The organism is Mucilaginibacter sp., assembly GCF_035492695.1.
Lineage (GTDB): Bacteria > Bacteroidota > Bacteroidia > Sphingobacteriales > Sphingobacteriaceae > Mucilaginibacter.
The window spans coordinates 375598-398850 of the sequence record NZ_DATJJC010000007.1; the positions used below are offsets into that span (position 1 = coordinate 375598).

Sequence of the window (23253 nt, forward strand, 5' to 3'; positions counted from 1 at the left end):
TAAGGCCCCGGCAACGGGGCCTTATTTATTTGGATACTTTGTGGCTTTCAACGTTTCCTTAACAACACCGCAAGAAGGCATTTCTTTACCTAAATAAGGGTTTTTTATAGCGGCGGTCTCATTTAGCCAAGTTTTTTTGGCCATAGGACAATATTGTTCGTAAAGCATCATTTCGTTACCCTTGAGCGCTTTTAAAACGGCAAACATATTTGCCGAAAGGCTGCCAAAGTGTTCGCGCTGGTGTTTGATATCGGTACTTTCGCCGATATGGTCCCCGTCAAAACGAAGCTTCTCTGCATACTTCTGCCATATTGCTTTCTGCTTTGCATCTAATTGGTCGGCAGAAATACCCTTCAGATCGTTGGTGAATTTTTTGGCGGCGTCATTTGCCGCTTTGCTGTTATCGCTTGCCAAAGCATTCTTGATCTCCAGGTAGCTTTTTACAGCAGCATTAATGGATGAATTAAAGTCGGTGGTTTCGGCCCGCAACCGGCCCGCGGAAATAAATAGCAGGACAATGGCAATGTACTTTATGGTCTTCATTTCGTTCAGTTTTATTCAAAATTACAAATTAATTGCGGCGGATTATTTTAGGTTCAAAGGTAGGCGAAAGTATAATGGATGTGTTGGTTTCGCCTATCATTTGAAGCTGCCCTATAATAGCCTCGAGCCGTTTTGTTGTCGGCGTTGCCACCTTCATAATAACACAATTATAACCGGTAATATTATAACATTCTATTATTTCAGGTATCTCGCTTATGCGTTTGGCCGCCGCTGCATGTGTCATATTTGCTTTTAGCGTGATGATAGCGTTAACGGTTAGGCCGATCTTATCGTGATCTATCATGGCGCGGTAGCCGGTAATGATGCCCTCATCTTCCATGCGTTTGATACGTTCGGCCACGGCAGGAGCGGAAAGTCCCACTCGCCGCCCGATCTCGGTGACAGATAAGCGTGCATCTAACTGCAGTTCTTCCAGTATATGGGCACTCAGATCGTCCAAAGGTTTATAATTCAAATTTTTATTCATAAAAAAACTTAAAATGCAAAGTTAAATCGCCCAAAATATTCAGGATCGAAAGGGCCGTTTGCTTCGCGCAGCATAGCTTTGGTATAAACTAAAGTACAAATGAAAAAAATAGTTGCCGTAATTGCTTTGCTTGGTTCCGCGGTAATTGGCCAGGCGCAAAATAGTAAAAATTTGGTTCCGCAGGTATTTCAGCCCGGAGTGATAAGCAAAGGGGATTACGAGTCCCATGGGACGTTCACACCAAGCGGAGACACCCTTTATTTTATCAAATGCAGTTACGACCTGAAAATATCCGCTATTTGTGTGTCGTACAAGCGCAATGGCAAGTGGACCGAGCCCGCCGTAGCTTCCTTTTCGGGCAAATATATGGATGCCGACCCATTTGTAGCAAAGGACGGACGATCGTTGTATTTTATGTCGAACCGCCCGCTAAGGGACGGCGACCCGGCAAAGGATGACACCGATATCTGGATGGTGAGGATGACTAAAAATGGCTGGGGCGCGCCTGTCAGGCTTAATGCGCCCATCAACAGCGAAAAGGATGAATACTATCCTACGCTGGCGGATAACGGCAATATTTATTTCGGGTCGACAAGAGCGGGCGGCAAAGGCGGCAGCGATATTTGGTGCTGCAAGTATAAGGATGGTAAATACCAGCCAGCCGAAAACCTTGGCGATGCCATCAATACGCCTTACCACGATTATGAGGCGTTTATAGCACCCGATGAGTCTTACCTGATCTACAATTCGAGCCGGCCAAATGGTTTAAAGAACCTCGATTTCTACATAAGTTATAAGCAAAACGGTATGTGGACAAAGGCGAAAAAGCTGCCGGAGCCTATCAGCTCAAATTCGATAGACTGGTCGCCCAAAGTAACACGCGATGGGAAATGGTTCTATTTCGGCAGCACCCGCAGTACCGATCCGGCTACCCCGGCACATGCGGACAACATGCAGCGGCTGAACCGCAAACTGCAATCTGCAAACAACGGCCTGTCGGATATTTATATCGTCGATTTTGAAGCGATAAAACAGGCGCTTAAATAATTGTAAAATCTTTTATTTTTGCGGCCATGCAAACAGGAGCCGCTTCATTGAAAAATAAATTCGACAGCATAATTTTTGATCTCGACGGTACCCTTTGGGACTCGACCGGCAATGTGGCCCTGGCCTGGGAAAAGGCAAGGCTGCAGGTGGGTTATGAAGAAGTGGACAGTATTACCCGCGAACGCGTACGCTCGATAACCGGAATGGCTTACGACGTGATATTTGAAGTTTTGCTGCCCGACATGGAAGTTGAACGGCGGAATTATTTTAAATCGGTTTGCGCACAAAGTGAAATAGATATCCTGGAGGAGATGGGCGGCGACCTTTATCCCGACCTGGCGAACACTATTAAATATCTTGCAGGTAAGTATAAGCTGTATATCGTAAGCAATTGTCAAAGCGGCTATATCGAAACGTTCCTGGACCATTGCCCGGTAGCGGATCATTTTTTAGCCCATCAATGCTACGGCACCAAAGGGCAGCCCAAAGCCGAAAATATCAGGGATATTGTAAACGATCATAACCTGCAGGCGCCGGTTTACATTGGCGATACCAACGGCGACCGCGATTCGGCTGCTAAGGCAGGAGTGCCTTTCATCTTTGCATCATACGGGTTTGGCAAGGTAGGAGAAGGAATGGTGGCGACGATTGATTCGTTTGAAGAACTGAAGGAGTTGTTATAAAATATTTACTTTTCCGATATTACCGGGCACTGCCTGATATAAAGGCCCTGTTCCAAAACATCCAGCATAAATTTTGCTGTATTAAGCCTGCTGATGGTAAGCGAGGGCTTAGGCGAATTATTTAACGATACTTTTATTTCCTTTTCTTTCAGCGAATCGGTAAGGCCGGCGGGACGTACAGCGGTCCATTCAGTATCCGAATTTTTTAGCAATTCTTCCTGGCGTTCGTGCTCGTAATAAGCATAATGGATATTGCTGTAGTGAACCAGCCACCTGAACCAAAATGGAATATCCTTCCAGGTTTCAGCTACTCCCCAGGCGCTTGTTATAATAATGCGCTTCACTTGTTTTTCAGCAGCGGCCTCAAGTATATTTTTCATCGATACGGACAGAAAATCCTCGCTGGTGCGCAGTGCTGCCCAGGGAAAATCGGACATCCTCGAAATATTCAGCGTACTGATGATCGCATCACAACCCTTCATAGCTTCAGCCAGGGTGTATTTATTCAAAGGTGTCCCTTCGTGTACGTCGAGAAGTTTGGGGTCGTGTTTTAACCTGTATTCGTGGCTTACTACCACACTAACCTTATATCCCCGTTTCAACGCCTCGTCTATCACCAGTCTGCCTGTCCGGCCTGTACCGCCTAATACGAGGATATGCATCGGCTAAAGTATCAGGCGTGTATTAAAACTTTGTGGTCCCGGTCAAAATTCTCCATCATCAACACAGCGGCGCCAATCAGTTCGGCATCAAAGCCCAGGTCTGATATCAGCAATTCGGTGCTTTCGGCAAGCCTCGGGATACAATATTTATGAAGCGACTGCTGGATGGGCGCCATCAATATCTTGCCGGCACGTGCGCCCCTGCCACTTAATACAATGGTTTTGGGGTTCATGATATGGATTAGGATGGCAAGTGCCTTGCCTATTTTGTAACCGGCATCGGTAAGTAATTCAATAGCAAACTGGTCGCCATTGGTGGCGGCTTCCATAATGGCATCGCCCAACGCCTTTGTTGGCGATGTGCCCGAATTTTTTAAACTCGTAACCCTTCCGCTCCGGATACCCTCTATTGCTTTCTCAGAAACTACAAGCATGGACGCTGCCGACTCAAGGCACCCGCGTTTGCCGCAGGCACATAAGGTATCGTCATCTGAAAGCGGGATATGGCTCAATTCCCCTGCAAGCCCGTTATGCCCCCGGTATATTTCGCCCTTTACGATCATACCCAACCCGATGCCCCAGCCCAGGTTGATCACCATTACATCTTTTTGCGATTTGGCAGTGCCAAATTTTTGTTCAGCTAGCGCTATAAGGCTGGAGTCGTTATCAATATGTGCAGGCAAGCCTGTTTGGTTGGTAAGATACTGGGACAAACTTGTGCCGCCGCTATCCAGGTAAGTATAATTAACACCTTCGAGTACATTTACAAACCCGGGCATTCCTATCCCGATACCGGCTATCTTGTCTTTATGCACCGGCGCTTTACTGATATATTCGTTGATGTTTTTTATCAAAATGCCGAGTGCATCCGGGTTATTTTGCAGCCTAAGGTCTATCGACAACGCATCGGCTACCGGGTGATTGAACAGGTCGAGTAACTGGATACGGGTCGAAAGCTGGTCCATCGCAATGGCCAGTATGTACATGGCATCGGGCTTAATGGAGTAGAGCAGGGGGCGCCGCCCGCCGCTTGACGGGGCATAGCCCTGTTCAACAACAAAACCTTCGTCTATCAGCTCGTTAATAGCTTTGGCTATGGAAGGGATACTTTTATCAAAAAGGTCGCTTAATTCGGCGCACGACATGGCTTTGTCAAAATAAAGCCGCTTGATGATCATGTTCTTTAGTTGAGAACCTTTTATTACACTTTTAGGTTTAATTTCCATTCAAACAATTCAGGTTTGGCCGTAATCGGGGTTTCCGGCAAGCACTTTTTAAATTATTTATAAAAGTAATAAATATGACATAAAGTACAAGGACAACAATAAAGTTTCCGAAAGTATTTACATTTATGTAAAAACCGCTAAACCACAATAAATGAGAGCATATAATTACAGCATGGCATTGTTTTTCACTGCCTTGGTCTCGGTTAATTGCGATGCGCAGAGACCTTTAAAGTTCTTAAAGATACCTTACTTGCTTACCTGGGAAAATAAACCATTGAGTTATTCGGCCGGTGTCAATTCGATCACCGTTGAGGCTGGCGAAAAAACGGATATGTTCCGCGACCCGAACGTAACTTACAATACTGATAATGCCCCAAAGCTTTTTTTTAAACCGGACGATAACTTTGTGCTAACTGCCTGTATCGAACATCATTTTCGGAATAAATGGGATGGCGGCGCAATAGTACTGAAAGCAGATAACCTGAACTGGATAAAGTTCTGCTTTGAAAAGGATTATACCGGACAGCACCGTGTAGTTAGCGTGGTAACCAATAACATTTCCGACGATTGCAACTCGGTAGCCATTAACGGCGATAAAGTTTACTACAAAATAGCAAAGGCCGGTAATGTAATAACGCTATACTATTCAACTGACAATAAAAAATGGTTCCTGGTACGGCACTTGCAGTTTAATGCAAAAGGGCCGCTGAAGCTTGGTTTTATGGCGCAATCGCCGACGGGTAAGAGTAATAAAGTCACTTTTTCGGAGGTCAGCTACTCGAATAAAAAAATAAAAGATCCTTACGCGGGCGAGTAAAGATTATTCAAAGTTGCGAAGGTTTCAAAACTTCGTAAGCCCGTATCGAGGACTATTTCTCCACCTCAAACTCCTGTTTCAACTTAATATCTTCCGACGACGCCCCTATCATCACCTGGAACTTGCCGGGCTCTACCATCCAGCTCATGTTTTTGTCCAATATGGCAAGGTCATCCGGGTGCAGGGTAAATTCCACCGTTTTCTTTTCACCTGGTTCCAGGCTTATGCGTTCGAAACCGCGCAGGTCGTAATCATAAACAGTTACATCGCTCAGTTCCTGTTTCAGGTACAATTCCACCACGTCATCGCCTTTTCGCTGCCCGGTATTGGTTACATCCACAGTCACTTTTACGTCACCCTGTTGCTTTTCTTTTTCGGGCGATACCTGTAGGTTACTATAATCAAACGACGTATAGCTTAATCCATACCCAAAAGGGTACAGCGCGCCATTCACGCTGGTGTGCCCCCAACTGTTTGGCCCGCCCTGCCCGGCTTGCGACGATGGCTTGAAAGGAAAGTTGAACTCTATCTGCCCAACCGTTTTTGGGAAAGTGATGGATAATTTTCCGCCGGGATTGTTATCGCCAAATAAGGTCTCAGCTATCACGCGGCCGCTTTCGGGGCCGGGGAACCACGCTTCCAGTATCGCAGGTACATATTTGTTTTCCCAGTTAATAGTAAGTGGCTGCCCGTTTATCATCACCATCACCACCGGTTTGCCTGTAGCCTGTAATGCCTGAATCAGTTTTAGCTGCCTGCCGGGCAAATTAAGCCCGGTACGCGACAGGCTTTCACCCACGCGGTTCTCATCTTCGCCCACAACTGCTATAACCACGTCGGATTGTTTGGCAAGATTTACGGCAGAATCGATACTTGCCTGTTCCTGCGCTGTCAGCGGCGTCTCAATTATCTCGCTTTCAGGCCAGGTCGCGTCCACAATATCGCAGCCTTTTGCATAGCTCACTTTTGTGCTGCTGCCCACATAATTTCTTATACCTTCCAAAACACTCGTAGTTGGGTTGTGCGACGGGCCGTAGCGGCTGGTTGCATAGCTGGTGGCCGCCGCAAGCGGACCAGTAACCAGTATGTTTTTTAAGGCCGGTTTATTTAATGGTAATAAGTTGTGCTCGTTTTTAAGCAGTACCATGCTCTTCCTGTTCATCTGTAAACCCATCTGGCTTGCCTCAGCATTGTGGACGATCTTATCGGCCGCTTTGGTGTCCTGCACATAAGGATGATCAAAAAGCCCCAGTTCAAATTTTACCCTTAATACATCCGCTACACGGCTGTCCAGGGTTTTCATTGATACTTTGCCCTCTTTAACCAATTCGCGCAGCGGCATAATATAAGTTTGCGGCATGGTAAAATTGGTCCGGACATTTAGCCCCGCCTCAATGGCCTGGCGGACAGCTTCTTTAATATCCCCTGCAACGTGATGCTTGGAGTAAAGAAACTCAACGGCTTCGCTGTCCGATACCACATAACCTTTAAAGCCAAACTTTTGCCGCAGCAGTTCGGTCAGGAAGTAATAACTGCCGGTTATAGGTTCGCCGTTCCAGTCGTTATAGCTGCTCATCACGCCCATGGCATGCGCCTCCTGTATCACCCGGCGAAACGGGTAAAGGTACAACTGGTACATTTCGCGCGGAGCCACATGCGGATCGGTACGTGCCGCGCCGTCGCGCCCGCCTTTTGGCACGCTGTACACCGCGAAGTGTTTGAGCGTTGACGCAACCCCCTGTTCCTGTATCCCGAGGGTCATTTGTTTACCCAGTTCGGCTATCAGAAAGGGATCTTCGCCATAACATTCCACCACCCGGCCCCAGCGCTGGTCGCGGGCAGGATCGAGTATCGGTGCATATACATTGGTGTATCCTAAAGCTTTTGCTTCGCGCCCAACAACGTCACCCGCAAGGCGAACCAGAGGCTTATCCCAGGTGCTTCCGATACCGATAGGCGCCGGCAGCGAGGTAGCCCGGTCATGGTTCAATCCATGTATGCCTTCATTCGTAAAATCAACAGGAACGCCTATGCGTGTTTCCTCCACAAACCATTTTTGTATGGTATTAATGGCAGCGGCATGTTTACTGTAAGGGTAGGAGTATTGCGTTGGCGCAGCATCGGTATGCGATGTCAGGTTGTTCAGTTCCTCGTCTATATTGGCTATGCCGTCCTTCCATACTTCGTTCTTCCACGACTCCGCCGGCATTTCCTCTTTTAAAACCCGTTTATAGCCATACAACGTAGCCAGCTGGCAGGTTTTCTCTTCCACGGTCATCTGGCTCAGCAGGTCGGCAATGCGTTTTTCAACTGTTTGCGAAGGGTCTTCAAACACATCCATTTTGCCGTTCTTGTTAAAATCGATCCAGCCTTTGTGGTAGATGTTTTTTTGCTGGGCAAAGGACAACAAGGGTAATAGTAACAGCAGTAGCAGTAGCTTTTTCATGGAAGAAGAAATATAGGTTTGCTTCAAATATAAGTTTGATTTCGAAATTCGGATGTTCAATTTCGAATTTTATCCCTGCTATAAGGTGAATTAATTTTCGGGCAGTGTAAAATAAAAGGTGGCGCCTTCATCTACTTTGCCTTCGGCCCAAACCTGTCCGCCGTGCTTTGCGATGATGCGGTGGATGATAGCCAGGCCTATACCCGTTCCCTCAAATTCGTTTTCGGTGTGCAGGCGCTGAAAAACACCGAACAGCTTGTTAGCAAATTGCATATCGAAACCGGCTCCGTTGTCCGTTACAGAGAATGTTACCTCGCTGCCCTTTTTTTCGGAAGATATTTTGACAACCGGTTGCTCTTTTTTTGACGAATACTTAATCGCGTTTGAGATCAGGTTAAACATTACCTGGTGTACCAAATTATAATCACCATTTGCACCATGCAAATCATCAATTATTATTTTTGCATTATGGGTAACCGACCGGTCTATCTCAACCAATACATTATTGATAAGGCCATTCATGTCGATCCTCGTCTTTTGTATCTCTTTCCTGCCGAGATGTGAAAAGGCAAGCAGGCTGTCGATAAGTTTGCCCATTTGCGTGGTATTGTTTTTTACCACACCTATAATCCGTTTACCTTCCTCGTCCAACAAGGTTCCATAGTCCTCATTCAGCATTTGGGTGTAACCCTGGATGGCCCTGAGCGGTGCGCGAAGATCGTGCGAAACAGAATAGGAGAACGCCTCCAACTCTTTATTTGTTGCGCGTAATTGTTCCTGTGCGGCCAATTTTAAAGCCTCTTTTCTGTTCAGTTCCCGTATAGTTAGCCACACAACGGTCAAAAAGATCACCATAGTGCACAATATGAGCAGAGCAGTGCCAAATTCAAGCGAGAATAGCCCGGCCCACGAACTATAAAGCCTGAAAAAGCCAAGCACCTGGGGAATTATAATAGCAGCCGGTATCATTATGCGGGCGTTAGTGGCCCCGGCTTCGGTACCGGTAAAAACGGCCATCAAACCTTTTTCGGGGTGTGCGAACAAAATTGCAATTGCTATGAGCAAAAAACAAACAGCCGTATGAATAGCCATCGGTATATAGGTCAAAACGCCGTAAAAAGACTGCACCCTGTACAGGTAGCCAAGTACAGATAACATCCCCAGCATACTTATTACCAATGCTAAATACTGTGAGGGCACCCTGCCCCTGGCGGTTTGCTTGTCCAGCAGCAGCAATGCTATCCCGGTAAGCAGAAATGCGACAGCAGTATTAGGCGCCATGCGGTTGCTTATATTGCCTACAACATCTTTTTCCAGCTTGTTATGGAATAGCCACTCATCGATATGTATGCCTAAGCCTAAAGTTAAACTTAATAGCTTGGTCATACTTATTGCAATCACAACAGACGTAATACCCAGCGCGGCATTTATTCGCCGTTTTATTGACGCAGGATGTGTCAATAAAAAAAGGGAAAAGGAAGACAAAATAAAACACATCGCCGTTAACGGGTTCATGGCAACCAGTTTAGGCAGGGGGCGCTTTAAAAATTCGATATTGAAAAACCAGCCTGATAGAACCAGCATACCCATTATGCCCACCGACATGGTCAAGAAGCGGCTTACACGGGTAAGCACGTCCCTGCGCCTGGCAAGCTGCACATCATCATTGCTGATCGTTTGGGGTCGAAAAGGCATTTTCCTGGTTAAGGTTTATCTGCGTAAATTACAAATTTTGATCATGCAGAGAAAATTAACATTCGTTAATCTAAGAATTTAGCTATATTCATCTCAAGTAAACCGAAATTACTATGCAATCGCCTGCTGAAACACCGGACGAGTATATTGCTTCCCTTCCGCCCGAACGAAAGGAGGCTGTCAGTAAAATTCGCGAAGCGATATTGAAAAATCTTCCGGAGGGTTTCGAAGAAACTATGGGGTACGGCATGCTGGGCTATGTTGTGCCGCATTCCATATATCCCAAAGGCTACCATTGCGATCCGAAAGTGCCCTTGCCTTATATGAACCTTGGGTCGCAGAAAAATTTTATTGCACTACATGCTATGTGCGTTTACGGCAATAGCAAACTGCACGAATGGTTTGCGAACGAATATCCCAAACACTGCAAAACAAAACTGGATATGGGTAAGGCCTGCATCCGTTTTAAAAAAATGGACGACATACCTTACGCCCTTATTGGCGAACTGGCTTCAAAACTTACCGTAATGCAGTGGATAGATATCTGCGAACAGGCGGTGAGAAGATAATTTAAACATTTTATTTCCGTGATGTTAACATTAAGCTATTTTCGCTTGTTGTTACGCTACCATGTTTAAAGGCCTCGTTATAATACTTCTGATCTTTTCCTGCCTGCTGTCGAACGGGGCCACGCCTCCAAATGGCGACCGTATACTGGGTAAGTGGGTGTCGTCGGAAAAGAACCTGGTTGTCCAGGTATATAAAAGCGGGGACAGGTTTAGGGGGAAGATCACCTGGTACAAAGACGACCCGGCAAAGGCTATGGACGAATGGACCGACAAGCATAATCCTGATCCAGCTTTGCGCAGCCGGAAGATATTAGGTATGGATGTGCTGCGCGACCTGAAATACGATCCGAAAGATGATGTGTGGGAAGATGGTATGATCTATGAGGCTAAAACCGGAAAGGAATACAACGCCTCGGCATATATCGATAAACAAGGTATTTTAAGGGTAAAAGGGTATTGGCACCTAAAGATTTTTGGAAAGACAATGACCTTTAGAAGGCTATGATTTCAAATATCGAATGTGCAATTTCGGATTTATTTTAAGCAGATATTAAAAACGCCCGGATTATTCCGGGCGTTTCATATTATTATTATAAGCATTTCGCTTTCTGCTTTAAGCTTTCCGCTCAATCAGCTTAATTGGCTTTGGCAAATTCTCCCGAAGCTTTGAATGCCACTTCATCGCTCAGCATAGGCGAGCCAAATTTACTGCCGAAGTTAAAATCAGAACGTTTAAGGGTTCCGGTAACCGAAAAACCGGCGTCAGGCGCTTTGCTCATCGGGTTGGTAATTGTACCTCGGTACCAAAGGTCGACAGTAACCGGTTTGGTAACCGCTCCCAAAGTCAGGTTACCTGTAACTGTATAATGATTGGCAGCTGCCGGTTTGATGGATGTGCTTGTAAATGTCAGGGTCGGGTATTTTGCCACATCGAAAAAGTCAGGGCTTTTTAGATGACCGTCACGCTGATCGACGCCCGTGTTTACTGAAGCGGTATTAGCTGTGAACGAAACTTTGGCATCGCTGAAATCAGGCTTTGATGCAGTGATGGTAGCATCAAAATCCTTAAATGTACCGTCTACATCAGATACTGCCAGGTGGGTAATGGTGAAGGTTAAATGCGAATGTGCCTTGTCAGCCTTCCAGGTGCTTTGTGCAAATGTTGCCGTAGTGAATAATACTGCGGCAATTAATAAAAATGTCTTTTTCATTTTGATTGAATTCGAGTTTTTGTTTTTTATGCCGCAAATATAAAACGTCTTTCTCAAATTAAATGTTTAAACATCTATAAAATTGGTCTGCAAAGTGTAATTTTTCAGTTTGTAGTAATGATCTGGCTTACAGAAAAACAAAAAATCGCTTTAGTCGGCGTTGGCGAGCGAAATAATGGCGCCGTTAAGATAGAAGAAGTGGTCGAGCACTGCTTTGTTGGGTGCTACATCTACCTGGTCGTTTGCCGAGGGCAGATTATGCAGGTTCCAGTCTTCTATATCGATCAAACCAGGTTCAGTGTGATAATGCGAGTCGCTGTTCGGACATTTTATCACATATTCCGCTGCATCCGCCAGGACGATAATTGGGCGTGCGCCGCAATATTTACACACATTGCACGAAACAGATTCAGGAATAAGGATATAGCCACGCATAATAATATTAATTAATACGTAAAAAGGCCAAAAGAGGTTGTCATAATACTGCCGAACAGTTATCCTTTATCGAATAACAGCCACATAACCAGACAATACCTGTATATTATTTTCATCCGGGTAGATGATGTAATAATAGGCTCCGACGGGTGCCGAAACACCGTTAACGGTGCCGTCCCATGGCTTTGCGTACCCCCTCGACTGGAAAACCATATTGCCGTAACGACTGTATATCGATACCCGGCAATGCGGATAAGCAGCCAAACTTTCGATGTTCCAAACATCGTTAACACCATCCCCGTTCGGGGTGAAAGCGTTTGGTATCTGGACAGAAAGAGGAGATAGTTTTACCGTCAATGTGCCTGGCAAAAAGGTTATGGTGTAATTTGCTGCTTCAGCGTTGCCTGTTACAATGGGGTATAACCCAACCGGCGAGTTTAAAGTTGTCGTAGTACTTATTGTTAACGGTTTGGTAAAAACAGCCGGTCCCTCGTTATTTACAAAACCGTAGTAAGTAACCGTTAACGCAGGGTTGGGCTGGCCCTGGTATTTTTCTTGGTCGTCGGCGGCTATAACCAGCGAAGCCGGATCAACCGTGCTATTGGGTATGGCAACATCCACGTCAGGTACGCCGTCGCTGCTCATTACAATATTTCCCGAATAAGTACCGACAGGTGTGGTTGCAGCCAGCCGAAGATAAATAGTCGTATTTGGCACATTGCCCGATCCTCCGACAGTAATAGTACTGCTGAAGTTTATATTATTGTTACTTACCTCGAAGCCAGTCGGAGGTGTAACTGTAATTGCCGAATTGAGGTTTGAGCCGGATAAGCTGAAACTGCCGGGTGACGAAGGCGTGCCATAAATGGTATTTAGTCCGCTTGGCGTGCCCGTAGCCGTTATCGCCGAAGGTACAATAACTGTAATACCACCGCGTACGTAAGAAATAATGTAATTGGCCGGGTTAAAGATACCACCGGTTGCGTTACTGGCAGTTACGGCACCCGGGTAAAAACCACGCGGGTCTGTTGCTGCTGCGCCTGCACCATAAGTTATGGTCACGCTGCCTATGGTCTCATTGTTTTGCAGGCCGAAAGGGGAAAATGCTGTCGAGCCGGGGCCGCCGGTAAGCGCCGTGCCAAAAGGCTTATCAACGTTGTTGGCTGTAATGGTTAGCAGCGCAGGATTAACGGTACTATTTGCTGTAGCCACATTGACACTGGTCGCGCCATTGCTGCTCAAAACTATATTTCCCGAATAACTCCCTGCATTGGTTGTTTGGGATAGCCTTATATAAACCGTTGTCGGCGCAATAGTACCCGCAGCCCCTACAGTAGCCGTCGGGCTAAAATTTATCCTGTCAGTACTGACTTCGAACCCGGGCGGCGGAGTAACCAGGATTCCGGCGGTCATTCCGGCTCCCGAGACATTGAAACTTGCGGAGGCTGATGGAGTGCCGTAGGTTGTGGTTAACGCATTTATGGAACCTGTAGCTGTGATGACCGGGATAGGCGTTGGGGCAACGGTGATAGTAAAAGTAACAGGCGCACCCGGACAAAGAGTGCCGGTGGCAAGAAAGTTTCCGGCTGAACCGGGGTTTCGGCCAACGTCGACGGTCGACAAGAGCGCGCCTGTGGCTGCGTTGATGATCAACAACTGGTCGACACTAAAGCCTGCGACGTACAGGGTCGTGCCATCGGCACTGACGGATATACCATCCGGTGTATAATTCGCTGTGATCGTTGATACCACCATATTTGTAGCGGTATTGATGACCGACACCGAACTCGAATTTGAATCAGAACTGTAAACTTTGGTACCGTCGGGACTTACCGCAATGCCGGTAGGGTTATTGCCAACCGGAATAGTCGCAATCACTGCATTTGTCGTGGTATTAATGACAGAAATTGTGCTCGCCCCCCGGTTAGTTACATAAACAAAACGGCCATCGGGTGTAACTACAGCGTTTGAAGGCGCCGAGCCAACCGGGATGGTTGCAACAATGGCGTTGTTGTTAGTGTTTACTATCGAAACCGTATTGTCCCCGGCATTTACTACGTAAAGTTTGCGTCCATCAGGGCTCAACGTTATGCCTTGCGGGTTCGACCCGGTAGGAATAGTTCCGTTAACAACGGTGTTGTTGGTGGCATTGATCACAGTGATACCACTTCCGGTTAGGGTGGTAACATATACCCGCGTTCCATCAGGGCTAACAACTATCCCTTCGGGCATGGTTCCAACGGGTATAGTAGCGATGACTGCATTGCCTGCAGTGTTAATTACCGAGACATTATTTGAGCCCTGGTTACTAACATAAACACGGGTGCCATCGCGGCTTACCGAAACCCCCCAGGGACTTGTACCTACCGGGATGGTTGCTACCACGGTATTATTTGCCGTATTGACGACAGATATTGTGTTGCTCCCATAGTTCGCAATATAAGCGTACCCGGCTGTGTGTGGCGTGACGGTAATGGTAGCGGTTACCGGACTTGTGCTATTATTTACCGCGGTAAAAGCGGTGATATCCCCCATACCGCTTGCAGGCAATCCAATACCTGGTGTATTATTGGTCCAGGAATAAGTATTGCCTGTCCCCGTGAAATTTATAGCCGTTGTATTTTCACCCTCATTTACCATTTGACTTGTTACCGGGTTCACGACGGGTATCGCATTGACGACCCCGCTAACGGCTACGTTTTGCCCCAGTGCACCAGGCGACGACAGTGTTACATTGCCGGAAATATTTCCCGTCGGATCGGCAGCCGCAGACCGTACGTAAAGGATCTTGTTATTAACGGCACCAGCCGATTGAGTAATGGTAACGGTTTTTGCGTAGCCGGAGTTTGGAGCGAGGGATATTTCAAAACCTGGCGGAGCTGTCACAGTGATATTACCCGTTAATCCGTCTCCCGAAACAGTAAACTGCTGGATGTTCGGCGTTGCGGAAGCCGAGCCGAAGCAGGCAGATATGTTGCCGGATGGAGTGCCGGCGATAATAGTTGGAATATCATTTGTTACAGCGATGTTGACCACCGTAACGCTGCTGCCCCCCGCATTATATGCCGTTACAGTATAATCAGTAGAAGGCGACAAAACGGTTGGTGTACCACTGATTTTTCCCGTTGTTGGATCGAAAGTCATGCCTGCCGGCAGCGGTTTGTCAATGGTATACCCGGTTAACGCAATTTTCCTGATCAGGTTGTTCAATTGATCTGTTACATACAAATAACCTTTATTATCCGTAACCAATTGTAAAGGTCCGTAAAAGCGTGCGGCTTTGCCTGTGCCATCGGCGTTGCCATGTATAACATCGCCCGCTAACGTGGTTACCGTGCCCGCCGGGCTTATAATGCGGATCATATTATTTTTGAAATCTGCTACATACAAATTTCCTGAGATATCAACGGCGATACCTGTTGGATAATTAAACGTCGCCGCCAGGCCTGCTCCATCGCCATGCCCGACTGCACCGCTTCCGGCTAAGGTTGTTACCACTCCCGCAGGCGTTATTTTTCTGATCAGGTTGTTTTTAGTATCCGCAACATATAAGTTCCCCTGCAGGTCAATAACAATGCCATCGGGATTATTGAAGCTTGCACTTACCCCGGTTCCATTTGCTTTTCCCGGATTTTTATTACCGGCAAAAGTGGTTACTATACCTGCTGCGGAAATTTCCCTGATCATGTTATTCTGCTGATCAGCAACAAAAATATTCCCAGATGGGTCTATCGTGATCCCGCCGGGATTGTTAAAAGTTGCAAATGCTGCGGGCCCGTTGGCAGCACCTTGTCCACCTACGCCCGCGTACCTGGTTTTTACCCTGGCCGCGTCGATCTTCGCAATATAACTGGCTTCAAATTCGGTTACATATAGATTGTTCAGATCGTCTATTACAAGGCATGCGGGACTCTGTGATTGGTTGATGGTACTCACTACACCTGCCGGAGTAACTTTTCGGATGGCCCCGCCCAAATAATCCGATACGTATAAAATGCCCTTTTGATCGATGGTAATGCCCGAAGGACTGCTGAAACTGGCATTGATTCCAGTACCGTCAATGCTCACCATGGCGCCTCCTCCTGCAAACGTTGTTACTTGTCCGTATATATTAGGCGGCACAGTACCGCCGATATTTTTAGGTGTCAGCGGTGTGATCGCCGAATTTACTTTGTAGTTCTGAGGTGTCTGATAGCTTATATCCGGCGAAGCAGGTAACGAACTTTTTATTGTAATATTGAAAGTAGCCGTCGGTGATACGCAAATGCCAGGGCTAATAAAATTGCCTGCTGAATAGAGGCCGGGGCCCGCGGATACGTTACCTGTGATCTTGTTGGTTGTCGTATTTAGTACAGATACATTATTCCCGGATACGGTCGAGATATATGCAAGTTTTCCGTCCGGGGTAAGGGAGATACCATACGGGCCCGAACTTACCTGGATAGTATTTATAACGGAACGGGTTGAGACATTGACAACGGAAACGGTATTTGCTATATTATTAACAACGTATAATCGCTTGCCGTCAGGGCTAATTGCCGTATTGTAAGGACCCATGCCTACCGGAACAGTAGCAAGTATCCCATTATTACCTGTACTGATGACAGAAATATTATCCAGAAGCTCATTTGCTACATATAGCCGTGTGCCGTCTAAACTAAGGGACAAGCCTGTTGCCCCGGCTCCTGTGGGAATAGTTGTAATAACCGTGTTGGCGGCCGCGTTTATAACACTTACGGTTCCATCATCATAATTGCCAACATATACCTTGGTGCCGTCGGGACTTACCTGGATACTGATAGGGCCGGCACCCACAGGAATAGTGGCTGATATGGAGCTTGCTGTAGTGTTGATGACCGAAACGGTTTTCGCAGTCTGATTTACCACATAAAGCCGGGTTCCATCCGGACTAATAGCCATACCCGTAAGAGGTACCGGACCCGCAGGTATAGTAGCTATGACGACATTATTAGTTGTATTAATTACGGATATGTCGCCCGAACCCTGGTTGGCAACATAAACCCGTGTACCATCGGCGCTGGCTGCGACGCTAAAAGGATTGGTGCCCGCTTGTATTGTTTTTATAACCGTATTAGTAGCGGTATTTAACACATAAACAAGGCCATTTGTATAACTGGCCACATAAGCCAGCGGTACGGCTTCGGGTGTCGCTGTTATTGTGGCCGTGATAGCAGTGGGGCCTTTATTTATAGCAGTGAAGGACGGAACATTACCGGTGCCGCTCGTGGCCAGGCCAATACCGGGCGTGTTGTTAACCCAATTGTACTGACATTGGGTGGAGGTAAAGGTAATTGCCGTAGTGCTGCCCCCGTTGTTAACGGTTTGATCGGTTTGTGCGCCAGCGGACAATCTTATGAAAAGAAGAAAAATTATAACACTTATACGCCCTAAGTATCTCTTCATAAGTTTAGGTTCTGTCGGCACTATTTCCCGTACTGATAGCTGTGATAAGTAACGATTGAAACTTTTATGATCACCAATGTTTGGTGCTGCTAAAAATAAACATAATATTCATATAAACGGGTTACTACCGCAAAACAGCCACATAGCCGGCTAGTTTTGGGGCGCCTGGTTCAGGGTCTATTACATAGTAATAGGTTCCGGCCGATACAAGGGTGCCTTTGTAAGTGCCGTCCCAGGGAATGTGGTACCCACGCGACTGAAACACCAGGCTGCCGTTGCGGGCGTAAACTGACACCATACATTGCGGAAACGATTCGGTAAGCTTATCTATGTTCCAAAGATCATTTACGCCGTCGCCATTTGGGGTAAAGGCGTTTGGTACTAGGATAGAAAGCGGCGACAGGTTAATGGTGAGTGTGCCGGGCAAAAAGGTAATTATATAATTAGCCGCTACCGCGCCACCAACAGCAATTGGGTATTGCCCCACCGGCGAATCGGCAGTTGCCGTGGTACTTATGGAGAGCGGCGTGGTGAATACCGATTGATCCTCGTTATATACGAACCCGTAATAGGTGGCTGTAAGCGCCGGATTAGGATTGCCCTGGTATTTTTGCTGATCGTCCGCTGCTATCACGAGCGATGCCGGGTTGACCGTTAATATTTGTGTCACTGGGCTTGCAGCCAGATAATCGGTGTTCGCATCCTGCGATGCGGTAATAGTTGTCGTTCCAGCGCCGGTAATATGCAACAGGCCATTCACTATGGCCGCAACGGCGGGATTGTCGGTTTGATAGCTGATCGGGACTTCTGTATTAGTGCTTGTCGCGCCCGGGTCAAAATCGCCATCGCCATACGTCTTGAAAGCCACGGGAGCGAGCGTGATCTCGGCAGGTAAAAGTATGTTTTCAAGCACCGTGATGTTTACAATGGTCGAACTGCTGCCTCCGCCGTTATAGGCTGTAACCGTATAATCTGTGCCTGGGGATACTGCCGTAGGCGTACCGCTTATCGTACCGGTTGGTGAATCGAAGACCAGGCCCGCCGGCAGGGGTTTATCTATAACATAGCCTGTAAGCGTTAGCTTGGTGATCACATTGCCCTGGTTGTTGTTATTGGCAAGCCCTCCCCAAAATTCAGTAATATAGGCGTTGCCAACAGCATCTATTACGATGCCGGTAGGCTGGTTGAAATTCTTATCGGTATTATTCGGATCCTGCAGGTCGCCCGCTGCAGTTGTAACCTGGCCTTGCGGCGTTATCTTTCGCACCAGGTCGTTGCCGGTGTCAGCAATAAATAAATTGCCTTCGGCGTCGATAGCGATGCCATAAGGATGATTAAAGCTTGCAGCAGCGCCGGGCCCATCTGCAAAGCCCTGCGCCCCGCTTCCCGCGAACGTGCTCACCATACCTAAGCTTATTTTACGTATGTAGTTCTGATCGGAAACATATACATTGCCCGATGCGTCGACCGCTATACCCTGTGGCTGGTTAAAGCTTGCCTGTAGGGCAGGCCCGTTGGCATTGCCGGGTAAGCCATTGCCTGCAAATGTGCTTACAATACCCGATGCAGATACCAGGCGGATCATGTTGTTTTTTTGATCGACCACATACAGATTACCCGATGCGTCGATAGCCAAACCGGTTGGATTGTTAAAACTTGCCTGTAACGCGGGGCCGTTTGTGCTCCCCGCGGTACCGTTGCCGGCGTATGTGCTTACTAAGCCGCCGGGACTTATTTTGCGGATACGGTTATTCAGCGCATCAGCTATATAAAGGTTTCCAGCGCCATCTACTGCTACCCCGCTTGGGCTGGCAAATAATGCAGCTGACCCCTGTCCGTCGGCATAGCCCGTTTTTCCTGCTTTTCCGGCAAAGGTACTTACCACCGCGCCGGGTGTTATTTGCCTTACCAGCGAGTTAACAGTTTCTGTTACATAAAAATTTCCTGAGGCGTCTGTGGCTATGGCGATGGGATAGGAGAAACTCGCAGCTTTCCCAAGGCCGTCAGCCGCCCCCGGCACCCCGCTGCCCGCAAAGGTACTTACCTGGCTATAAACCGTCCGCGGTACCGCACCGCCATTATTGGTCGGACTAAGCGGCTGTATGGTTTTAGTCGCTTTGTAAACCTGTGGAGTGGCATAGGATATATCCGGCGGTTGAACAGCATTCGCATCGGCCGGATCCACCGTGATCTGTATCGTGAATGAGCTGCTCCCGCTAATGTTGTAAGCAGATATGGTATAATTGGTGAGCGGCGTGGCGGCAGCGGGTGTTCCGCTGATAATGCCGGTGGTTTTATCAAAAGTTAAACCCAGCGGCAATGATTTGTCGATAGTGTATCCCCCTGTTACAATTTTCCGCACTTGCCCGCCATCGGCCAAATATAAATTACCCTTAATATCAATAGTTATGTCTGTCGAGCCGGCGAATTTTGCAGTCAATGGATCTCCGTTAACGGCACCCCGCACGCCTGAGCCGGCAAAGGTACTCACCACGCCTGCGGGTGTGATCTTACGTACCACGTAATTTCCTTTGTCCACTACGTAAACATTGCCGATATCGTCCACAGTCAGGCCGCCAAGCCCGTTAAATGTTGCACTCGTGCCTGCACCGTTGTTAAAACCTGTTGTGCCGTTACCGGCCAGCGTGGTCACATCGCCCGCCGGCGTTATTTTGCGAACCATTTGGTTATTGTTGTCTGCAACATAGATATTCCCGAGCGCATCAATGGCCAGGTAAGTCGGACCCGAGAAACGCGCCGATGTTCCGTTCCCATTGGCTGCGCCCGGTGTACCGGCCAGTCCGGCAAAAGCACTTACGGTACCTTCCGCAGCAATTTTTCGGATGATGCTATTATCGTGGTCGGCCACATAAACATTCCCTCCGGCATCAACCGCCACGCCTGTAGGATGAAAGAAAGTTGCCGTCGCAGCGCTGCCGTTTTTTGAGCCAGCCGCGCCTGTACCAGCGTAGGTAGTAACCTGCCCGGCCGGGGTGATCTTTCTTATCTCGTTATTGTTAATATCGGCAACATAAATATTGCCCTGCAAATCGGTGGCTATCTGGCCCGGGTTGTTAAAAAGCGCGGCTGAGCCTTGCCCGTTTTTGTTACCGGCTACGTCTTTACTGCCTGCAATTACCGTGAGTATTCCGTCGGGAGTTACCTTCATGATGCGTTGTGAAGCATCGCTTACGTACAGGCTTCCCGAGCCATCGGATCTTAATCCATAAGGAGCTGAAAAAGTGCCGCTTGATCCTGTGCTTCCGGCAAACGTGCTCACTCCATAAGCATCGGCAGGTATGGCGCCGCCGGTGTTAGCGGGCGAAAGCGGGGTGATGGTTTTGGCTACTATGTAATTCTGCGGGGTTTGATAGCTTATGTTAGGTGCCGAAACAGGCAACACTGCATTTTTAACCGTGATATTTACCGTAAACGAACTGCTGCCGTCCGCATTAAAAGCCGTTACCGTATAATCGGTTGAGGGAGAGGCAACTGATGGTGTGCCGCTGATAGCACCTGTTTTATTATCGAAAATTAAGCCCGCCGGTAATTGTTTATCAATAATATATCCGCTCAAACTTACCTCTCGTATTCGCCTGTTATTGTCGTCGGCAATAAATAATTTGCCGGAGGCATCAAAGGTGATCCCGAAAGGCCCTGAGAAATTTGACGAAAGGAGCGGGCCATCATTATATCCCGGCGGTAATGCACCGGCAATAACCGTCACCAACCCCGCAGGAGTTATCTTTTTCACCAGGGCGTAGTAATTATCAATTACATAAATGTTGCCGGCTTTATCAGTTGTAAGATCGAAAATACCATCGAACTTTGCCGATTTGCCCTGGGCAGTGCCTAAATTTGTTCCGCCACCGGCTATTGTACTTACATCGCCTTGCGTTGTTATTTTACGAATGACCGTATTGTCGTCGGCAACCCACAGGTTGTCGTCTTTATCAATCGTCAAAGCGTTAGGAGCCACAAATTGCGCGCCCGTACCTGTTCCATCAAGTGCGGCAGATATGCCCTGCGTTCCCGCGAAGGTCGTTACATTTCCGGCAGGGTCAATTTTTCTGATAACCCTGTTGTTATAGTCTGATACGAACAGGTTTCCTTTACTATCAAATGCCAGCCCAAAAATGCCGTCGAATTGAGCATTACTCAACAAGCCATTAGCAAAGCCCGGCGTACCGCCTGCATATTTTGTCGCGGTTCCCGCAGGGGTCATTTTCCAGATCACGTTATTATCCACATCGGCAATAAATAAATTACCCGAAGCATCAATGGCCAAACCTTGTATTTTGCCAAAATTAGTTGTGAAGGTTGTTACGACGCCAGCCGGCGTTATCTTCCTGATCAGATTCGGGGCATCAACCACGTAAAAATTTCCGGATGCGGGATCGAACCTGAGTAGCTGCGGGGCCGAAAAACTTGCGGCGATTCCTGTTCCGTCTGTTGCCGCAGTTGTTCCGTTGCCGGCAAAGGTTATCACCGATCCTGGTATTGCGGGTACCGTCCCGCCCCGGTTATCCGGTATCAACGGGACTACAGGCGTATTTACAATGTAATTCTGCGGCGTTTGATACGTGATATCCGGTGCCTGGGCAAGGGCAGTAGTAAACCCATTCCACACAATAAGGCCAATTATAATTACGAATAATTTTAACGGGTAGCGATAAACCATGCAGGATAAATAAGTTTACAACCGGGTATTAAAGTTACGAAATAAATTTCAGTAGCGTTGCTTTTCAAGGCTTTTGAAGGGATCTATTGGCACGGGCTGCCCGCTATCCTGAAGAATGTAAACCGCGCGGGAATAATGACCGTGCTGTCTTTAAATCCTTTCAAAGCAAATATGCCGATGTATTTTGGATGCATTTCAAACTCCCGGCTCACTACCTCTTTGAACGCTCCGTTCTCGGCTTCGCCACCGGCATAAAGAAACCGGAAACGGTTCCCCAGCTTTTCTATCCGAAGGGCCGAGTGTCGCATGGTCGCTAACAAGGCTGGATTTGCTTTGGCGCTATCAGGAAATAATATAGGTTGATGTGCTATTTCTTCGGGTTTGCCAAAGCCGTTACCGAGACACGTTATAGCTTGAATAATCACCTCCGCCGGTTTTTTGTAACCACCAAAATTGTCGTTATAAGCTATTGATAACCGGATGCTTTTGCCTGTAAGTGTTGTGTCTTCCAGCAAAAGTATACCTGCCTGCTGCCATTCCGCGCGCGGCACGAAGTTGTTCAGATGTACTTCGGCGGTAAAGCAATCATAAGGCACAGGCCTCATTAATAAGTTTTCAATCCCCTGTTTTTCCGATGTACCCGGCCAATTGTCGCCATTTAAAGTGTACAGCGACAGTTGCCCTGGAATATCGGCTCTTTTGCTCCAGTAGTTAGTGTCCGTATCTTGTAAAAACCATCCTCTTTTTGTCAGTGCATTGCCCGATACCTGTGCGAAATTATCAGTAAACTCACCTGGCCTTTTTAGTTTGATATTAAGCCAAAAGATAAAAGTGGCCGACACGGCTACAATACCGATAGTCATTAGCAGATTATGCCGCCATTTAACTGATCGCGGAAGAGTAATTGACCGCCCAGCCTTTTCCTTGTACAAAAACCAATAGGGATAATGGCTCTCGTCCGTTTTTCTTTTGATCTCGGTGGTGTAGGGCGCGCCTAAAACGTATCGCGCCAACGTGTCCAGCGTGGCAACAGAAGGGTTTTCCTCTTTCAGCGATTTATTGCCCGTGATGAAGATGGAATAATTTTTTACGCTTTTCCAGCCGATGGAAAGGCCTGTAACATCAAGCACCTTGTTGCAAAATAGCTTGCTTTCAGTTTCACTTACCGGTCCGTCAAGGGTATGTCCAAAGCATTTATGATAGGCCTCGCCGAGTAAAGATGCAAAAATAAGGCTGTCTGATTCGTTCATAAATTGCTTTACGCCAGGTTGTTAAAAATGCAATATCAGAATTACGCGACATTTCCGCCGCATTTCCGCCCGCCATT

The 23253-nt window shown here is 47.4% G+C and carries 16 protein-coding genes; 5 read left to right on the plus strand and 11 right to left on the minus strand.

Features of this window, described 5'->3' with window-relative positions; all coding sequences use genetic code 11:
* Window positions 1-21: 21 nt before the first annotated feature.
* Both VL525_RS05905 and VL525_RS05910 read right to left on the minus strand, forming a co-directional pair.
* Window positions 22-543, minus strand: coding sequence for a DUF3347 domain-containing protein (locus VL525_RS05905; RefSeq protein WP_325384342.1), 522 nt, complete (start codon window positions 541-543; stop codon window positions 22-24).
* Window positions 544-571: 28 nt separating this feature from the next.
* Window positions 572-1030 (minus strand): Lrp/AsnC family transcriptional regulator, encoded by a 459-nt coding sequence (locus VL525_RS05910; RefSeq protein WP_325384344.1) that lies wholly within the window; start codon window positions 1028-1030, stop codon window positions 572-574.
* Window positions 1031-1129: 99 nt separating this feature from the next.
* On the opposite strand from VL525_RS05910, the gene VL525_RS05915 reads away from it, so the two are divergent.
* Both VL525_RS05915 and VL525_RS05920 read left to right on the plus strand, forming a co-directional pair.
* Window positions 1130-2077 carry a hypothetical protein gene (locus VL525_RS05915; RefSeq protein WP_325384346.1) on the plus strand — a complete coding sequence of 316 codons (948 nt, stop codon included), beginning with the start codon at window positions 1130-1132 and terminating at the stop codon, window positions 2075-2077.
* A gap of 26 nt (window positions 2078-2103) precedes the next feature.
* Window positions 2104-2760, plus strand: a complete 657-nt coding sequence (locus VL525_RS05920) for an HAD family hydrolase (RefSeq protein WP_325384348.1) — start codon at window positions 2104-2106, stop codon at window positions 2758-2760.
* 5 nt (window positions 2761-2765) lie between these two features.
* On the opposite strand, the gene VL525_RS05925 is transcribed toward VL525_RS05920, so the two are convergent.
* Both VL525_RS05925 and VL525_RS05930 read right to left on the minus strand, forming a co-directional pair.
* Window positions 2766-3422: an NAD(P)-dependent oxidoreductase gene (locus VL525_RS05925; RefSeq protein ID WP_325384350.1), complete on the minus strand. Its 657-nt coding sequence runs from the start codon at window positions 3420-3422 to the stop codon at window positions 2766-2768.
* Window positions 3423-3433: 11 nt separating this feature from the next.
* Window positions 3434-4648, minus strand: coding sequence for an ROK family protein (locus VL525_RS05930; RefSeq protein WP_325384352.1), 1215 nt, complete (start codon window positions 4646-4648; stop codon window positions 3434-3436).
* Window positions 4649-4799: 151 nt separating this feature from the next.
* Here VL525_RS05930 and VL525_RS05935 point away from each other — a divergent pair, with 151 nt between their 5' ends.
* Window positions 4800-5465, plus strand: coding sequence for a DUF1349 domain-containing protein (locus VL525_RS05935; protein WP_325384355.1), 666 nt, complete (start codon window positions 4800-4802; stop codon window positions 5463-5465).
* 52 nt (window positions 5466-5517) lie between these two features.
* Here VL525_RS05935 and VL525_RS05940 read toward each other — a convergent pair whose 3' ends face one another.
* Entirely contained in the window at window positions 5518-7911 is a 2394-nt protein-coding gene (locus VL525_RS05940) for a glycoside hydrolase family 3 N-terminal domain-containing protein (protein ID WP_325384357.1), read from the minus strand.
* Window positions 7912-8001: 90 nt separating this feature from the next.
* A complete protein-coding gene (locus VL525_RS05945; RefSeq protein ID WP_325384359.1) occupies window positions 8002-9606 on the minus strand; it encodes a sensor histidine kinase in 1605 nt (534 codons plus the stop codon).
* Between the two features lie 113 nt (window positions 9607-9719).
* On the opposite strand from VL525_RS05945, the gene VL525_RS05950 reads away from it, so the two are divergent.
* On the plus strand, window positions 9720-10175 hold the full coding sequence (locus tag VL525_RS05950; protein ID WP_325384362.1) for a DUF1801 domain-containing protein: 456 nt from the start codon (window positions 9720-9722) through the stop codon (window positions 10173-10175).
* Between the two features lie 61 nt (window positions 10176-10236).
* Complete coding sequence (locus tag VL525_RS05955) at window positions 10237-10680, plus strand: DUF2147 domain-containing protein (protein ID WP_325384364.1); 444 nt, start codon at window positions 10237-10239, stop codon at window positions 10678-10680.
* Window positions 10681-10810: 130 nt separating this feature from the next.
* On the opposite strand, the gene VL525_RS05960 is transcribed toward VL525_RS05955, so the two are convergent.
* The 5 genes from VL525_RS05960 to VL525_RS05980 form a co-directional block, all read right to left on the minus strand.
* Window positions 10811-11386 (minus strand): YceI family protein, encoded by a 576-nt coding sequence (locus tag VL525_RS05960; RefSeq protein WP_325384366.1) that lies wholly within the window; start codon window positions 11384-11386, stop codon window positions 10811-10813.
* Window positions 11387-11536: 150 nt separating this feature from the next.
* Entirely contained in the window at window positions 11537-11821 is a 285-nt protein-coding gene (locus VL525_RS05965; protein WP_325384368.1) for a hypothetical protein, read from the minus strand.
* 66 nt (window positions 11822-11887) lie between these two features.
* Window positions 11888-17245: a beta-propeller fold lactonase family protein gene (locus VL525_RS05970; protein WP_325384370.1), complete on the minus strand. Its 5358-nt coding sequence runs from the start codon at window positions 17243-17245 to the stop codon at window positions 11888-11890.
* 124 nt (window positions 17246-17369) lie between these two features.
* Window positions 17370-21926, minus strand: a complete 4557-nt coding sequence (locus tag VL525_RS05975) for a putative Ig domain-containing protein (RefSeq protein WP_325384372.1) — start codon at window positions 21924-21926, stop codon at window positions 17370-17372.
* Window positions 21927-22009: 83 nt separating this feature from the next.
* Complete coding sequence (locus VL525_RS05980) at window positions 22010-23176, minus strand: hypothetical protein (protein WP_325384374.1); 1167 nt, start codon at window positions 23174-23176, stop codon at window positions 22010-22012.
* Window positions 23177-23253: the final 77 nt, after the last annotated feature.

Coding starts and splice junctions, on each gene's coding strand:
- VL525_RS05905 (WP_325384342.1), bottom strand. CDS start 543: ATGAAGACCATAAAGTACATTGCCATTGTCCTGCTATTTATTTCCGCG.
- VL525_RS05910 (WP_325384344.1), bottom strand. CDS start 1,030: ATGAATAAAAATTTGAATTATAAACCTTTGGACGATCTGAGTGCCCAT.
- VL525_RS05915 (WP_325384346.1), top strand. CDS start 1,130: ATGAAAAAAATAGTTGCCGTAATTGCTTTGCTTGGTTCCGCGGTAATT.
- VL525_RS05920 (WP_325384348.1), top strand. CDS start 2,104: ATGCAAACAGGAGCCGCTTCATTGAAAAATAAATTCGACAGCATAATT.
- VL525_RS05925 (WP_325384350.1), bottom strand. CDS start 3,422: ATGCATATCCTCGTATTAGGCGGTACAGGCCGGACAGGCAGACTGGTG.
- VL525_RS05930 (WP_325384352.1), bottom strand. CDS start 4,648: ATGGAAATTAAACCTAAAAGTGTAATAAAAGGTTCTCAACTAAAGAAC.
- VL525_RS05935 (WP_325384355.1), top strand. CDS start 4,800: ATGAGAGCATATAATTACAGCATGGCATTGTTTTTCACTGCCTTGGTC.
- VL525_RS05940 (WP_325384357.1), bottom strand. CDS start 7,911: ATGAAAAAGCTACTGCTACTGCTGTTACTATTACCCTTGTTGTCCTTT.
- VL525_RS05945 (WP_325384359.1), bottom strand. CDS start 9,606: ATGCCTTTTCGACCCCAAACGATCAGCAATGATGATGTGCAGCTTGCC.
- VL525_RS05950 (WP_325384362.1), top strand. CDS start 9,720: ATGCAATCGCCTGCTGAAACACCGGACGAGTATATTGCTTCCCTTCCG.
- VL525_RS05955 (WP_325384364.1), top strand. CDS start 10,237: ATGTTTAAAGGCCTCGTTATAATACTTCTGATCTTTTCCTGCCTGCTG.
- VL525_RS05960 (WP_325384366.1), bottom strand. CDS start 11,386: ATGAAAAAGACATTTTTATTAATTGCCGCAGTATTATTCACTACGGCA.
- VL525_RS05965 (WP_325384368.1), bottom strand. CDS start 11,821: ATGCGTGGCTATATCCTTATTCCTGAATCTGTTTCGTGCAATGTGTGT.
- VL525_RS05970 (WP_325384370.1), bottom strand. CDS start 17,245: ATGAAGAGATACTTAGGGCGTATAAGTGTTATAATTTTTCTTCTTTTC.
- VL525_RS05975 (WP_325384372.1), bottom strand. CDS start 21,926: ATGGTTTATCGCTACCCGTTAAAATTATTCGTAATTATAATTGGCCTT.
- VL525_RS05980 (WP_325384374.1), bottom strand. CDS start 23,176: ATGAACGAATCAGACAGCCTTATTTTTGCATCTTTACTCGGCGAGGCC.